This is a genomic window from Microbacterium songi (genome assembly GCF_042747925.1).
Taxonomy (GTDB): domain Bacteria; phylum Actinomycetota; class Actinomycetes; order Actinomycetales; family Microbacteriaceae; genus Microbacterium.
Genome location: NZ_JBHZIE010000011.1, coordinates 288,606 through 302,716 on the forward strand (window position 1 = coordinate 288,606; position 14,111 = coordinate 302,716).

A 14,111-nucleotide genomic window follows, 5' to 3' on the forward strand; every position below is an offset into this window, starting at 1 on the left:
CGGCGCGCTCAACTCCGCAGGTCGGTGACGGGGCTCGCGAACCCGCGACGGTGCGTCGGGTGATTCGCCAGGTCATCGGGTGTGACGGGGGCTCCGTCGGCGGCGGCCGACGCGTAGATCGCAGCCACGAGCTCGAATGACCGCGCCGGTGCGTCGGCGGTCGCCGGCAGCGGCGAATCAGACAGCAGCGCGTCGTAGACGTCGCGGACGAGGGGTTCGTGGTCGCTGCGCTCCTCGACCGCGGGCAGGTCCCACGTCGCCGCCTCTTCGGCGCCGACGTGCGGCGCAGGCGTGATCTTCCAGTTCTCGTGCCCATGGCCGTAGAGGTGGTCCACCGTCACGGTCGCCCGCTGGGTGTCGATCCGGATGGTGCTGATCTCGCGGGGCGAGACGGCGCTGGTGGTGACCTGCGCGACCGCACCGCCCGCGAACGTGATCGTCGCGGTCGAGGCATCCTCGGTCTGCGTCTCACGGTCCAGACGCCACAGACGCCCCTGCACGGTGGCCCAGTCGCCGAGGAGGAAGGCCAGCAGGTCGAGCTGATGGATGGCGTGGCCGAGCGTGGGCCCGCCGCCCTCGGTCTCCCACTTCCCGCGCCACGGCACGGCGAAATACGCGGGGTCGCGGAACCACAGCGTTTCGCACAGCGCGATCAGCGGACGACCCAGTGCGCCGGAGGTGAGCAGCCCGCGCACGTGCGCGGCCGCGGTTCCGGTGCGCTGCTGGAAGACGACGGCGAGCTGTCTCCCGGCCGCGGCGGCCGCATCCCGCATGGCGTCGAGCTCGTCCAGCGACGGTGCGGGGGGCTTCTCGACGATGACGTGCGCGCCCGACTCGAGGGCGGCGATCGCCTGGGCGGCGTGGGCGACGGGCGGGGTGCAGACGTGCACGACGTCGGGATGCTCGGCGGCCAGCAGCTCCTCGAGGGTCTCGTACACCGTCGGCTCGCCGTAGCGCTCCGCGAAAGCCCGCGCGGCCGCGGGGGAGAGGTCGGTGACCGCGACGAGTTCGGCGTGCGGGTGCGCCAGGACGGAACGGGCGTGGGCGTTCGCGATGCCGCCGGTTCCGACGATCGCGGTGCGCAGGGTGTTCACGGGGTGCCTCCTGAGGGGTGGGGCGGAAGGGTGGTCATCATGACGGTGTCGGCGTCGACCGCGCCGGGTCTTGACGCGCGGGGTCGTCGCCCGTCGGGTCTTGGTGGCTCGTGCCGTCGTGTGCCGTGCCGGGGTGGGCCGCTTCGGGGTGGTTCCAGGTGCGGAGCCGTCCGCACATTCCGAAGCCGCGCTCGCCGACGGACTGCTCGGCATGCGCGACGGCGGCGTCTCCGAGCGTGCCCGGCAGGCCCTGCGACAGGGCGTCGAGCTGGCGGCGCGTGCGATCGGTCTCGGCGGCGACCGTGCTCTCCCACAGCGACCGCCACTCCGCGGTGCGGGACTGGACGAGGCGGGCGGCCCGCGCGTGCAGCTCGGCGAGGGGCGCGGAGCCGTGCTCGAGGGTGGCGGCGTGCAGCTCGAGGTAGCCCTCCATCGCGAGGTCGCGACGACGGCGGGCGGCCGTCCCGCGGGCATCGTCCTCGCCGTCGGCGGGCAGTGCGGCGGCTCGGGCGTAGGCGTCGGGATCGTCGAGCACCGCGGACGGGAAGGTGAGCACTGCATCGCCCGCCTCCGGGAGGCCCGCGTTCTGCATCACGACGAGCAGGCGGAGATCGCCGTCGTTGACGAGGCGGTGCACGGTGCCGGGGGAGAACCACAGCACGACTCCGGGATGCAGGCGATCGACGCGGATGCCTGCGGGGGTGATCGTGTGCACGGCTCCCGACCCGCTCCGCACGACGTAGCCCTCGCTCGAGACGGTGTGCAGGTGCGGGGACCCGCCGCAGCGGCCGTCCACCGCCTCCCAGTCGTAGACGGCGAGGTCGCTGACAGCGACGCCGCCCGGGAAGAGGGGAACGGTCGGCAGGATGGTCACGGTGCGAGCTCGTCTGCGAGCGCGGCGATCTCGTCTCGATCCCAGCGGCGGTCGAGGAACACGTGGCGATGGGTGAGTGCGAGCTCGTCGCCGTCCGCGAGCACGATCTCCTCGTGGAACGAACCGGACGGGGCCAGCACCGGGAAGGGCTCGCTTCGCAAGAACCACGCGATCGCGGGGCTGCCGGTGGATGTGCCGGCGAACGCCAGAACGGTCGCTCCGCCGTCCACGTCGTCGTGCTGACCGGAGAAGGCGACCCACGCGGCCGCACTGCCCATCACGGTGTCCGCGTCGGTGGTGCCCGGCGCGGTGACTTCGCCGCCGGTCCAGGAACGCGGCATCCGCAGAAAGAGTCCCGTGTAGCCCGCGGCCGGCCGGCCCGCCGTGGTGGGGCTGCCCAGCCGCAGGTCCTGGCCGCGGGTGTTCCGGATCGTCGTGGAGAAGTCCATCGTCCACGACCCGCGTGCACGGTCGAGGGAGTGCATGCGATGCGTGCGGGTCTCATCGACCCACCGCTCGCCGCCCGCCGTGATCCAGGTGAGGTGCTCGGTGAACGACACGTCCGCGCCCTCGGTCACGACGTCGTGGAAGCCGTCGTGACGCATGCTGCCGACATTGTCCTGCATGACGTACCCCTCGCCGTCGACGAAGGTGGGGCCGCCCCAGAAGTTCTGACCCGACACGTGCGTCCACGTCATCTGCAGGCCCTTGTGCCAGCGGTGATCCCACGGCCGGTAGCCGGTGAGAAGTCCGCCGTCGAGGGCACGCAGCGGATGCCAGTACGGTTTGGGAGCCTCGCTCGCGGGCGCGTCCGGCGACGGGACATAGCGCCCGAGCTGCACGTCGCCACCCTTGAGGAGCACCTCGTCCGGGGTGATCTCGAGGGTGAAACGATCGGGTTCGAAGGTCATGGGAGTCCTTTCTCCGCGCATCGGGTGCGATGCGTCATGTCGTGGCGTCAGCCCGCCTGCGTCGCATGCAGATGGGCGTAGCGGCCGTCGCGCGCCAGCAGATCGTCGTGCGAACCCTCTTCGACGATACGACCGTGCTCCAGCACGATGATGCGATCGGCCTGACGGATCGTGGAGAGCCGGTGCGCCACGACGAGGGTCGTCCGCCCCCGCATCAGCCGCCCGAGGGCTTCTTTCACGAGCTCCTCCGACTCGGGGTCCAGCGCGCTGGTGGCTTCGTCCAGCAGCAGGATCCGTGGGTCGCGGACGAGGGCGCGGGCGATCGCGAGCCGCTGGCGCTGCCCGCCCGAGAGGCGTGCACCGCGCTCGCCGACCACGGTGTTCCACCCCTCGGGCAGCGAGTCGACGAACTCGAGCGCGTTGGCGTCGCGGAGCGCCGCGCGGATGCGTTCGTCCGGCAGCTGGGGGAGTCCGTAGGCGATGTTCTCCCGGATCGAGCCCTCGAAGAGCACCGACTCCTGGGGGACGACGGAAACGAACCGCCGGGCCGTCCGCATGTCGAGGGACTGCATGTCGACGCCGTCGAGCAGGATCCGCCCCCGTCCGGGGCGCACGAACCCCAGCACGAGGTTCAGCAGCGTCGACTTGCCCGATCCCGACGATCCGACGAAAGCGACGGTCTCTCCCTCGCGGATGTCGAGATCGAGGTCGTGGATCGCGTCGGTGTCGGCACCGGGGTAGCGATGGCTCACACCCTGGAGCACCACTCGGCCGGTGACGGCATCGACGGTGCGCTTGCCCTCGTTCTGCTCGAGGTCGGGCTCCTGCAGCACTTCGGCGATCGATCGCACCGACTCGAGGCCACGTGCGCCGACGGGGATGAGCATGAGCAGCTGGGTGAGCCCCTGCGTCAGCAGGGCGAAGTAGGTCGACAGCAGCACCACTTCGCCGGGACTGATCGGCAGGATGCCGGTCAACGAGAAGACGGCGGCCAGGACGAGGCATCCGGCTCCCAGCAGCTGCATCGCGACCCAGGAGATGGACGCGACGTGCCCGTTGAGCATGTCGAGATGCAGTCCCGCGCGCTTGACCCCGTCGGCGCCGTTCGTCACGCGGGTGACCGCGGTCTCCTCGAGACCGTGCGCACGCGTGACGGGGATGAGCGAGGCCATCTCGCCGACGCGCGCGGCGAAGACCTCGACCTCGCGACGGAACACCTCATTGCGCGTGCGCGACCTGTTGCGCATGCCCATGCGGATGCCGATCGCGATGGGGACCGTGAGGGCGTAGACGGGGAGGAATTGCGGAACGGTGATCGCCGTCATCGTGAGGGCGCCGATCATGACCATGGTGGCCGAGAGGAGCGGATGCGTGACCTGCTGCAGCATCAGCTCGACGTTCTCGACGTCGCGCACCACCTTGGTCTGCACGATCGACGAGCTCATGCGGGTGTGGTAGCCGATGGACAGGCTCTGAAGCCGCGCGGCGAGGGCGTTGCGCAGATCAGCGCCGGTGTCGCGGACGACGGTCATGAAGTTGCGGGTGTAGATGATGTGATTCGGATAGTTCTGCAGGAGCAGCACCACCGCCAGTGCGAACCACCACAGCACCGACATGACTTCCCTGCGATCGGCGACGATATCGATGATCGACGCGGTGATGACCGGCAGGAACCACATCGGGATCTCCTTGATCGCGAAGGCGATCACGGCGACGGTCATCCGTCCGGGGCGACGCAGCAGCAGACGCAGCACCGATCGTGTCGGATGGTCTCCGTCGATGAGGGCGGAGGTGGCGTGATGGGTTCGGTGCGTCATTGCTTTCTCGGTGAAGCGTCAGGCGAAGCGCGACGAGCGCTGATGGGTAAGCGCTTTCTCAGGTGATCCCATGCTAGTCCCGGGCACGCCTCGACGGCACCCCTCGGCCTTAATCCGTCCGGGTTCGGACGGGGCGATCCCTCAGCCGGCCGCCGCCCCCGTCGTCGTCGCGGCCGCCGTCGATGTCGTCTTCGTCGACGCGCGCACGACGAGCTCAGGCTGGAAGACGAGGGCGCGGTGCTCGCGCGAGCCCGCGATGTGCTCGACGAGCAGCTCGGCCGCGCGCCGACCCATTTCGCGCGCGGGCTGTCGCACCGAGGTCAGGGGCACCGCGGCGACCGATGCGAACTCGATGTCGTCGTAGCCGATGACCGCGATGTCCTCGGGGACCCGCACGCCGGCTCCCACGAGACCCGACACGATCCCGCACGCGAGGTGGTCGTTGGTCGCGAGGATCGCATCGGGCCACTCGGCGCGGGGCGCGGCCGCGATGTCGGCACCGAACGCCTGGCCGAGCGCCGCTGTCGTGCGGGTGGAGATCACCACCTCCAGCCGGGCGTCGGTGTGCTCGGCGACGGCTTCGCGCGCACCCTGCAGACGTTCACGCACCTGTCGGACCTCTTCACGCGCACCCACGAAGGCGATACGTCGGCGACCGTTGGCGAGCAGGTGCTCGGCGGCGAGGCGCCCGCCGGCGACGTCGTCGAACGACACCGACGGCAACTGCGCGTCATCGTCCTTCGCGTCGGCGAGGACGACGGGGATGCCGCGGGCCTGCAGCCGACGGATCGACGGTCCGGCGTCACCGAACGGCGAGACGATCACACCCTCGACCTGCACGCGCTCGAACAGCTCGAGGTGGCCGCGCTCCTTGACGACGTCGTCGTCGCTGTTTCCGACGAGGATGCGGTAGCCCGCGGCGGCCGCAGCCTCCTCGGCCCCGCTCACGAGCGCCGCGAAGAAGGGGTTGGCGATGTTGATGACGGTCATGCCGAGCAGTCCGTTGCGACCTGCGCGCAGCTGCTGCGCAGCCTGCAGCGGCAGGTATCCGAGCTCATCGGCGACACTCCGCACCCGTTCGACGAGAGGAGCGCTCACCGTGTGCGGGTGGTTCAGCGCGTTCGAGACCGTGCTGATCGAGACGCCGGCGCGCTCGGCGACGTCCCGGATGCCCACTCGCTTCACTGCGTCTCCCCGCGCTCGGCGGCGATGCGTCATCGCCGTCACGGTGCCGAGGCGGCCCGCTCGATCATGGTAAGCGCTCACCTCCGGCGCACGTCGACGCCCCGCGCGACGCGCGGGACGTCGCCGACCCCGGCGGTTCGGACGCTTCAGGCCATGGCGTCGTGCACGTCGCGCGCCTTCTGCGTGCGGTACGGGGCGGCGAGCCGGGTGCCGAGCACGATCTTGCCGCGCGAGTGGAGGCGGGCGAGGTCCTCGTACGCCTCCACGATGTCATCCAGGTCGTAGAGCCCCGAGATGAGGAGCGTGAATGCACGCCGGTCGGCCAGGTCCGCCAGCCGCGCGAGCAGATCGCTGCCGTGGGCGACCGATTCGGGATCGTCCTGCAGCAGCTTCAGCTCGACGTCACGCCGATCGGCGCTGGAGCGATAGCGGGTCTCGGGGACCCCCAGCGCATCGGCGATGTCCCTGCCGTCTTTGCCGAAATTGTCGATGAACGCCGTCACCGGCCCCTGCGCCGCGCGCGATATGCGCTCCGGCATCCCCTCGCCGTACTTGACCGGGGTGATGCCGAGCTGGCGGAGGTAGTCGAAGTTGCGCTCGCCGCACGTCCCGATGACCTTCGCGCCGCGATGCTTCGCCAGTTGCACCTCGATGCTCCCGACCGCGCCCGCGGCGGCCGAGACGACGAGGGTGTCAGCGGCGCCGATGCGGAGATCGTCCAGGGTCTCGAGAGCCGTCGCGCCCGCGAGGTACAGCCCACCGGCGACCTCCCAGCTGACATTGCGCGGCTTGAGCACGAGAGAGGTCGACGGCACGAGGACATGTGTGGCGTGCGCGCCGGTGCGCACGTGGCCGATCACCTCGGCGCCTCGGGGGAAGCCGGTCACTCCCGCGCCGGTCGCGGTGACGATGCCGGCGAAGTCGCTGCCCGATCCTCGCGGCCATGGATCGTCGACCCACGAGGCTTCGTTGCCGTTGCGGAGGAAGACCTCCATGTGGTTGATGCCCGTCGAGATGACTTCGACGCACACCTCGCCCGCGCCGGGGCTGGCCACGGGATGCATTCGCTTGTGGAGGACGTCGGCGTCGCCGAACTCCTCGTACTCGAAGGTTCCGGTCTGCACCTGCTTCTTCGCCATGCTTCTCCTCCTCGAACGCGCGGATCACTCGCGTCGCGAACGGCACGGAGGCGACGCATTCTCAGCCTGGCGCAGGATCCGGCCCCCGAGGGTCGGTTCCGAGAGGTTTTTCGTCCCGCGGGCCGATACCGGCCGCAGGCACGCCGGCGCCCGCGCGCGTGTCGCGGACGGTCACGACTCGCCGTTGCGCCGGCGCGCGCCGGGGCTGGTACGGCGTGTTGCGACCGTTCGCGCGGGACCGGGAGGCGCACGACCGGGACCGGGCCCGGGCGGGCCGGCGCCGGGCCGAGAGCTCCCGTCGGCCGCAGGTACCTGTCGGCCGGGTCGCGAACGTTCACGACTCGCCGTTGCGCCGGCGCGCGTCGGGGCCGGTACGGCGTATCGTGACCGTTCGCGGGACCGGGCCAGGACACGACCGTTCGCGCGGGACCGGGCCACGACACGACCGGGACCGGGCCGGGCCGGGACGCGACACGACCGGGACCGGGACCGGGCCAGGACACGACCGTTCGTGCGGGACCGGCCCGGGGCGGGCCCGCGGCCGGCCCTCAGGCGTCGCCGAGCGCCTCGGTTACGACGGCGCGGGCCTCCTCCTGCACCTCGTGCAGGTGATCGGCCCCGCGCAGCGACTCCGCGTAGAGCTTGTAGACGTCCTCCGTGCCCGAGGGGCGCGCGGCGAACCACGCATGCTCGGTCTGCACCTTTAGGCCGCCGATCGCGGCGCCGTTGCCGGGGGCGTGCGAGAGCTTGGCCGTGATCGGCTCACCCGCCAGCTCGGTCGCCGTCACCGCGTCGGGCGAGAGCTTCGCGAGCGCGGCCTTCTGCGCGGGCGTCGCGGGGGCGTCGACGCGCTGATAGACGGATGCCCCATACTCGCCCTCGAGCTCGGCGTAGCGCTGCGACGGCGTCTTGCCCGTCACCGCGAGGATCTCGGCCGCGAGCAGCGCGAGCAGGATGCCGTCCTTGTCGGTGGTCCACACACTGCCGTCGAAACGCAGGAACGACGCGCCCGCCGATTCCTCGCCGCCGAATGCCACCGAGCCGTCCAGCAGCCCCGGCACGAACCACTTGAAGCCGACCGGCACCTCCAGCAGCGTCCGGCCGAGCGATTCGGCGACCCGGTCGATGATCATCGACGACACGAGGGTCTTGCCGACCGCGGCATCCGTCGGCCAGTCCGGTCGATGCGAGAACAGGTAGTCGATCGCGACGGCGAGATAGTGGTTCGGGTTCATCAGCCCGGCGTCGGGTGTGACGATCCCATGCCGGTCGGCGTCGGCGTCGTTGCCTGTGAGGAGGTCGTAGTCGCCGCGCTTGGCGACGAGCGAGGCCATCGCGTTGGGCGACGAAGGATCCATCCGGATCTTCTCGTCCCAGTCGAGGGTCATGAAGCGCCACGTCGGGTCGACGTCGGGGTTCACGACGGTCAGGTTGAGGTCGTAGTGCTCGCCGATCAGCGCCCAGTACTCCACGGATGCTCCGCCCAGGGGATCGGCCCCGATCCGGACGCCCGCCGTGCGGATCGCGTCGATGTCGATGATGTTCGACAGGTCGCGGACGTAGCCGTCGCGGAAGTCGTAGGTGCCGAGCGTGTCGGCGTCGATGTCGGCGAACGGGGTGCGCTTGACGCCGTCGAGTCCCGCGACGATGAGTTCGTTCGCACGATCGGCGATCCACGAGGTGGCGTCGGTGTCGGCGGGCCCGCCGTGCGGCGGGTTGTATTTGAAGCCGCCGTCGCGCGGCGGGTTGTGCGACGGCGTGACGACGATGCCGTCCGACCGGCCCGGGTCATCGAGCGCGCGGCCCTTGTTGTAGGCGAGGATCGCGTGGCTGAGGGCCGGGGTCGGCACCCACGCGTCGCGGGAGTCGACGCGGACGTCGATGCCGTTGGCCACGAGCACCTCGATCGCGCTGCGCTCCGCCGGCAGCGACAGTCCGTGGGTGTCGCGGCCGAGGAACAGCGGGCCGCTGATGCCCTGACCGATGCGGTAGTCGATGATGGCCTGCGTCGTGGCCAGGATGTGGTCTTCGTTGAAGCTGGTCGACAGCGACGACCCCCGGTGCCCGCTCGTGCCGAAGACGACACGCTGCGCCGGGATGGAGGCATCCGGCTTCCTGTCGTAATAGGCGGCGATGAGTTCGTCGATGTCGATCAGATCGGATGCTTCGGCTTGCTGTCCTGCGCGGCTCATGGGTTCATCCTTGCACCGGCGGCGGCGTCGCGCCCATGTTTGATCGCGCGGCGCGCTCTCCCATCCCGCGACCGCCCCGCCTCATCGTCGTGCCACTCTTGCGTCCCGTCGTACTGCAGCGTGGTGTGGGAGTCCACACCGGGGAGGCGCCAGCACCACTCCTGCACCGCGGTGCAGAAGCTGGGCACCTCGTGGGCGGGGTACCTCACCCGCGCGGCTAGGCTGGCGATCGTGACGTCCGACCCCGCCGGTGTGCATCCCCGCGTCCGCCGCACGTACAGCTACCTGGGGCCGGCCGGAACCTTCACGGAGGCCGCCCTCGCCCAGGTGCCCGAGGCGCGCGACCAGACGTGGCGTCCGGTCCGCAACGTGGGCGAAGCGCTCGCCGATGTCATCGACGGCCGCTCCGACGCCGCGATGATCGCGATCGAGAACTCCGTCGACGGCGGGGTGTCGACCGCCCAGGACGCCCTCGCGACGATCCCGGGCCTGCGGATCGTCGGCGAATACCTCGTGCCGGTGAACTTCGTCCTCGTGGCCCAGCCCGGTGTGCGGCTCGAGGACGTGTCGCTCGTCGCCGCGCACCCGGTCGCCTACGGCCAGTGCCTGCAGTGGCTCACGCGGACGCTCCCGGCGCACGCGCACCTGCCCGCGGCGAGCAATGTGGCCAGCGCCGTCGGCCTGGTCGACGGCACGAGCAATGCGGATGCCGCGATCGCGCCCCCCGGAATCCTCGAGCACTACGACCTCGAACTGCTCGCCGAGCACATCGGCGACAACCCGAACGCCGTCACGAGGTTCGTCCTGGTGAGCCGCACCTCCGCGCCGCAGCCGCCGACCGGCGCCGACAAGACCTCGCTGATCGTCGAGCTGCCCGAGGATCATCCCGGCGCCCTCCTGGAGATGCTCGAGCAGTTCGCGACGCGTGGCATCAACCTGTCGCTGCTCGCGTCACGGCCGATCGGCGATGCGCTCGGGCGGTACCGGTTCGTGATCGACGCGGACGGCCACGTCAGCGACGAGCGGATGGCGGACGCGCTCCTCGGACTCCGCCGCTTCAGCCCCCGGGTGATCTTCCTCGGCTCGTACCCGCGGGCCGACCGCGCCCTCGTGCGCTACCCCGACCGGTACTCGGACGATGTGTTCGTCGAGGCGCGCGAGTGGCTGCGCGGTCTCGTGAGCGGCGAGCCCGAGGCGTAGCCCGGCCGGTGGCGTCAGGCGGCCAGTGCCGCCGAGACCAGCTCGAGGGTCTGGATGCGGCCGGGCGCGGCATCCACCGGCTCTCCGTCGTAGCCGCCGGCGATCGGTGACAGCATGACCTCGTCGACGTCCCAGCGGGCGGCGAACGCCGACAGCTCGGCGGCGACGGTCTCCCCCGTTCCGACGAACCACTTCGAGCGCGCGGATGCCATCACCGACTGCGCCATCGTGTCGAAGTCGCCGGCGGCACGCGACTGCTCGACGCTCTCCATGGCCACGAGCGGCCGGTTCGTGCGCAGGCGAGCCATCATCCGCTGGTTGGGGAGCGAGCGCTCCTCGGCCTCTTCGGCCGTCGGCGCCGCGACGACGTTGACGGTGAGGAAGGTGCGCGGTGCATCGAGGGTCTCGCTCGGCTGGAAGCCCGTCCGATACACGTCGAGTGCGCGCTCGAGGCCTTCGCCCGAGAAATGGTTCGCGAACACATAGGGCAGGCCGAGCGACGCGGCGAGCTGCGCCGAGTAGTCGCTCGAACCCAGCAGCCAGACCTCGGGGGTGCCGGCGGCCGCGGGCGTGGCGTGCACGTCGTAGGTGCCGCCGGACGAGAACTGCACGGTCGCTCCCTCGGCCGACATGAGCGAGCGGATGTCGCGCACGTGCTGCGGGAACCGCTCCACGTCGCTGGAGGTGCCCGACATGCGCAGCAGCTGCGTGATCACCGGGTCGCTGCCGGGTGCGCGACCGAGGCCGAGGTCGATGCGTCCGGGTGCGATCGCCTCGAGCGCGGCGAACTGCTCCGCCACGACGAGCGGCGCGTGGTTGGGCAGCATGACGCCGCCGGAGCCGACCCGGATCCGGGAGGTGCGAGACGCGGCGGCGGCGATGAGCACCGGCGGGGTGGTCGAGGCGACCGCGGGCATGTTGTGGTGCTCGGCGAACCAGTAGCGGCGGAACCCGAGGCGGTCCGCGTGCCCGGCGAGGTCGAGGGAGGCCGCGACCGCCTGCGCGGTCGTCTGCCCGGTGTGCACCGGGACCAGGTCGAGGACGGACAGGGCGGGAGCGGCGATCGTAGACATCACCACAACACAAGGCGCGCGGCACCCGCTCTATTCCGTCCGACGCCTCCACACCTCGTGCGGGGTCGCGGTCGCCTCGAGCCGGGTGTCAGCGCGACGCCCTCTTGACCTTCTCGTAGGCCTCCAGCGCCGCGGCGCGCGAGGCCTTGAGATCGACGATCGGCTCGGGGGTCGAGGCATCCGGATCGGTGTACTCCGGAGCCCAGCGCCCGATGTACTCGCTGTGCTTGTCGAACTTCTGCGCCTGCAGTTCGGGGTTGAACACGCGGAAGTACGGCGCCGCGTCGGCACCCGAGCCGGCGACCCACTGCCAGTTGAACGGGTTCGAGGCGCCGTCTCCGTCGACCAGGCAGTCCCAGAACCACTGTTCGCCGAGGCGCCAGTCGATCAGCAGATTCTTGATGAGGAAGGATGCCGTCACCATGCGCACCCGGTTGTGCATCGCGCCGCTCTTCCAGAGCTCGCACATGCCCGCATCGACGAGCGGTACGCCGGTCCTGCCCTGCTGCCACGCCTCGAGGTGGGCGGTGTCGAGCTCGGGCCAGGGGAACGAGTCGAACTCCGGCCTCAGGTTGACGGTCGCGAGGTCGGGGTGGTGGAAGAGCACGTGGGTCGCGAATTCGCGCCACCCGATCTCGGAGAGGAACCGCTGCGCGGCCGCCGCGCGTGTACCGGTGGCCTTCGCCGACACGGTCTCGTGCCAGACGGTGTGCGGCGAGAGCTCGCCCCAGCGCAAGCGCGGCGAGAGGTTCGAGGTGACGCCGGCCGCGGGCTCGTCCCGCGCACGGTCGTAGTCGCCGAGGTCGTCGTCGAGGAATTCGCGGAGGCGCGCCCGTGCCGCCGGCTCTCCCGGCTCCCACGCGTCGCGCAGCCCGCCGGCCCAGTCCGGCTTCGTGGGCAGGAGCCCCCAGTCGTCGAGCTCGTCCGATGCGGGCGCGGTGGCCGGGCCCCGCAGCTGCCGGGGTTCGGGTAGGGGTGCGCGGGGAGCCGGCATCCCCAGGCAGGCGCGCCAGAAGGGCGTGAACACCGAGTACGAGCTGCCCGAGCCGGTCTGCACGGTCCACGGTTCGAAGAGGACGGATGCCGCGAACGACGCCACTTCGACGCCCCCGCCATCGCCCTCGCCGTCGTCGCCGCTGCCGCGGAGGGCGGTCTTGAGCGCCGTGTCGATCTCGCGCTCGGCACCGCCGTAGCGGCGGTTCCAGTACACGGCTCCCGCGTCGACCTCGGACACGACCTCGGCCACGACGTCGGCAGCGGGCCCGCGCCGGAGCACCAGCACCCCGCCGCGCTCCTGGATGCGATCGCGGAGCGACGCGAGGCTGTGATGCAGCCACCACTTCATCGCGCCTCCGAGCGGTCGGATGCCTTCGGACTCCTCGTCCAGGACGTACAGCGCGATCACCGGTTCGTCGCGGTCGATGGCGGCGCGCAGGGCCGGGTTGTCGGCCAGTCGGAGGTCTTCGCGGAACCAGACGAGTGAAGGGCGGGGCATCCGCTCATTCTTCCCGCTTCGGGGCCGGCTCGGGCGGGCTTGACACGATCCCGCGCCGCGGGGTCCTCAGAGCGCCGAGACGGAGTGGCCGCGCGGGAGCGCGACGATCAGGCCGCCGGCATCCACTCGGCACCACACCCGGACCGCCTCGCCGAACTCGTCCCCGTCGAGCTGCACGGGCTGCGGTGTGCCCGCGGCCACTTCGATGCCGGTGCCGCGCGCGTAGACGACGGCGTTGTCCTTCGTGCGCAGTGCCAGCACCCGGCGCCCGGCGCGGAAGCGGCGGAGGAACGAGTTGTCCCACGCGACGCGCCGCCAGACCAGGAGCCATCCCAGGGCGTTCTTCGGCTGGAAGATGACGATGTCGAGCTCGCCGTCGGTGACGGACGCCTCGGGGATGAGGTCGAGTCCCGCCGGCAGCCTGCCGCAATTGGCGAACATGATGCTCTGCACTTTGGACGAGTGCAGTCGGTGCCCGTCGAGCTGGTACATCATCCGGTACGGCTTCGCCTTGACGAGTGAGCGGGCGGCGCCGTCGACGTACGCGACCCATCCGACGCGCTTCTTCAGGTCACCGCTGGTGTGCGCGATCATCGAGGCGTCCAGTCCCATACCGCCCATCACGACGAAGGCGTACTGGTCGGTCGACCCGTCGGTGCGGCGGAGCGAGGCGATGCCGACATCCATCGCCAGCCGGTCGCCGTCGAAGGCGGCGCGCACCATGGTCTCGGGCACCGACAGGGGGAGCGAGAGGTTGCGGGCCAGGAGATTTCCGGTGCCGCTGGGCACGATCGTCAGGGGCACGCCCGAATCGTTCATCGCCTGCGCCACCGCGCGGACGGTGCCGTCGCCACCGGCCACCAGCACGGCGTCGGCACCGGCGGCCAGCGCCTCGCGCGTCACGCCGTCGCCGAGATCCTCGACGCGGGTCTCGAAGAAGAGGGGCTCCGCCCACCCGGCCTCCGCGGACTGACGGGTGACGATCTCGCGCAGGCTCTCGGGGTCGACCTTGATCGGGTTGTAGACGAGGGCGGCGCGCTGACGGGCGTCGGTCTCGGTCATGGGGCCACACTATCCGGCACGATCCGGCGATATCGCGCTCCGAAGCCGCCGCTCCACCGCTGGATAGAC

The 14,111-nt window shown here is 71.0% G+C and carries 11 protein-coding genes; 1 reads left to right on the forward strand and 10 read right to left on the reverse strand.

From position 1 onward, the window contains the following. Positions 1 to 8 precede the first annotated feature (8 nt). The 7 genes from ACFM35_RS15145 to pgm form a co-directional block, all read right to left on the reverse strand. Positions 9 to 1,094, reverse strand: a complete 1,086-nt coding sequence (locus ACFM35_RS15145) for a Gfo/Idh/MocA family protein (protein WP_378843530.1) — start codon at positions 1,092 to 1,094, stop codon at positions 9 to 11. A gap of 37 nt (positions 1,095 to 1,131) precedes the next feature. After that, positions 1,132 to 1,968 carry a cupin domain-containing protein gene (locus tag ACFM35_RS15150; RefSeq protein ID WP_378843531.1) on the reverse strand — a complete coding sequence of 279 codons (837 nt, stop codon included), beginning with the start codon at positions 1,966 to 1,968 and terminating at the stop codon, positions 1,132 to 1,134. After that, positions 1,965 to 2,879, reverse strand: coding sequence for a DUF6807 domain-containing protein (locus ACFM35_RS15155; protein WP_378843533.1), 915 nt, complete (start codon positions 2,877 to 2,879; stop codon positions 1,965 to 1,967). The genes ACFM35_RS15150 and ACFM35_RS15155 overlap by 4 nt, the downstream gene beginning before the upstream one ends. A gap of 47 nt (positions 2,880 to 2,926) precedes the next feature. After that, positions 2,927 to 4,696 (reverse strand): ABC transporter ATP-binding protein, encoded by a 1,770-nt coding sequence (locus ACFM35_RS15160; protein ID WP_378843535.1) that lies wholly within the window; start codon positions 4,694 to 4,696, stop codon positions 2,927 to 2,929. Between the two features lie 141 nt (positions 4,697 to 4,837). Then, the gene (locus ACFM35_RS15165; protein ID WP_378843537.1) at positions 4,838 to 5,881 is read right to left on the reverse strand and encodes a LacI family DNA-binding transcriptional regulator; all 1,044 of its coding nucleotides are present in this window, start codon (positions 5,879 to 5,881) and stop codon (positions 4,838 to 4,840) included. Between the two features lie 146 nt (positions 5,882 to 6,027). Continuing rightward, the gene (locus ACFM35_RS15170) at positions 6,028 to 7,020 is read right to left on the reverse strand and encodes an NADP-dependent oxidoreductase (RefSeq protein WP_378843539.1); all 993 of its coding nucleotides are present in this window, start codon (positions 7,018 to 7,020) and stop codon (positions 6,028 to 6,030) included. A gap of 548 nt (positions 7,021 to 7,568) precedes the next feature. After that, positions 7,569 to 9,212 carry a phosphoglucomutase (alpha-D-glucose-1,6-bisphosphate-dependent) gene (pgm, locus tag ACFM35_RS15175; RefSeq protein WP_378843541.1) on the reverse strand — a complete coding sequence of 548 codons (1,644 nt, stop codon included), beginning with the start codon at positions 9,210 to 9,212 and terminating at the stop codon, positions 7,569 to 7,571. A gap of 231 nt (positions 9,213 to 9,443) precedes the next feature. Between pgm and pheA the strand changes: the two genes are divergently transcribed. Next, positions 9,444 to 10,412 (forward strand): prephenate dehydratase, encoded by a 969-nt coding sequence (pheA, locus tag ACFM35_RS15180; RefSeq protein WP_378843544.1) that lies wholly within the window; start codon positions 9,444 to 9,446, stop codon positions 10,410 to 10,412. Positions 10,413 to 10,426: 14 nt separating this feature from the next. Here pheA and ACFM35_RS15185 read toward each other — a convergent pair whose 3' ends face one another. The 3 genes from ACFM35_RS15185 to ACFM35_RS15195 all read right to left on the reverse strand — a co-directional run bounded on the left by ACFM35_RS15185 (position 10,427) and on the right by ACFM35_RS15195 (position 14,042). Beyond that, complete coding sequence (locus ACFM35_RS15185; protein WP_378843546.1) at positions 10,427 to 11,485, reverse strand: LLM class flavin-dependent oxidoreductase; 1,059 nt, start codon at positions 11,483 to 11,485, stop codon at positions 10,427 to 10,429. An 88-nt stretch (positions 11,486 to 11,573) separates the two neighbouring features. Continuing rightward, positions 11,574 to 12,980, reverse strand: a complete 1,407-nt coding sequence (locus ACFM35_RS15190; RefSeq protein WP_378843548.1) for a cryptochrome/photolyase family protein — start codon at positions 12,978 to 12,980, stop codon at positions 11,574 to 11,576. 66 nt (positions 12,981 to 13,046) lie between these two features. Continuing rightward, the gene (locus tag ACFM35_RS15195) at positions 13,047 to 14,042 is read right to left on the reverse strand and encodes a diacylglycerol/lipid kinase family protein (RefSeq protein ID WP_378843550.1); all 996 of its coding nucleotides are present in this window, start codon (positions 14,040 to 14,042) and stop codon (positions 13,047 to 13,049) included. Positions 14,043 to 14,111 lie beyond the last annotated feature (69 nt).

What these genes read in the sequence shown, in the direction of transcription:
- ACFM35_RS15195 (WP_378843550.1), bottom strand. Translation starts at nt 14,042, where the DNA reads ATGACCGAGACCGACGCCCGTCAGCGCGCCGCCCTCGTCTACAACCCG.
- pgm (WP_378843541.1), bottom strand. Translation starts at nt 9,212, where the DNA reads ATGAGCCGCGCAGGACAGCAAGCCGAAGCATCCGATCTGATCGACATC.
- ACFM35_RS15160 (WP_378843535.1), bottom strand. Translation starts at nt 4,696, where the DNA reads ATGACGCACCGAACCCATCACGCCACCTCCGCCCTCATCGACGGAGAC.
- ACFM35_RS15185 (WP_378843546.1), bottom strand. Translation starts at nt 11,485, where the DNA reads ATGTCTACGATCGCCGCTCCCGCCCTGTCCGTCCTCGACCTGGTCCCG.
- ACFM35_RS15190 (WP_378843548.1), bottom strand. Translation starts at nt 12,980, where the DNA reads ATGCCCCGCCCTTCACTCGTCTGGTTCCGCGAAGACCTCCGACTGGCC.
- ACFM35_RS15155 (WP_378843533.1), bottom strand. Translation starts at nt 2,879, where the DNA reads ATGACCTTCGAACCCGATCGTTTCACCCTCGAGATCACCCCGGACGAG.
- ACFM35_RS15170 (WP_378843539.1), bottom strand. Translation starts at nt 7,020, where the DNA reads ATGGCGAAGAAGCAGGTGCAGACCGGAACCTTCGAGTACGAGGAGTTC.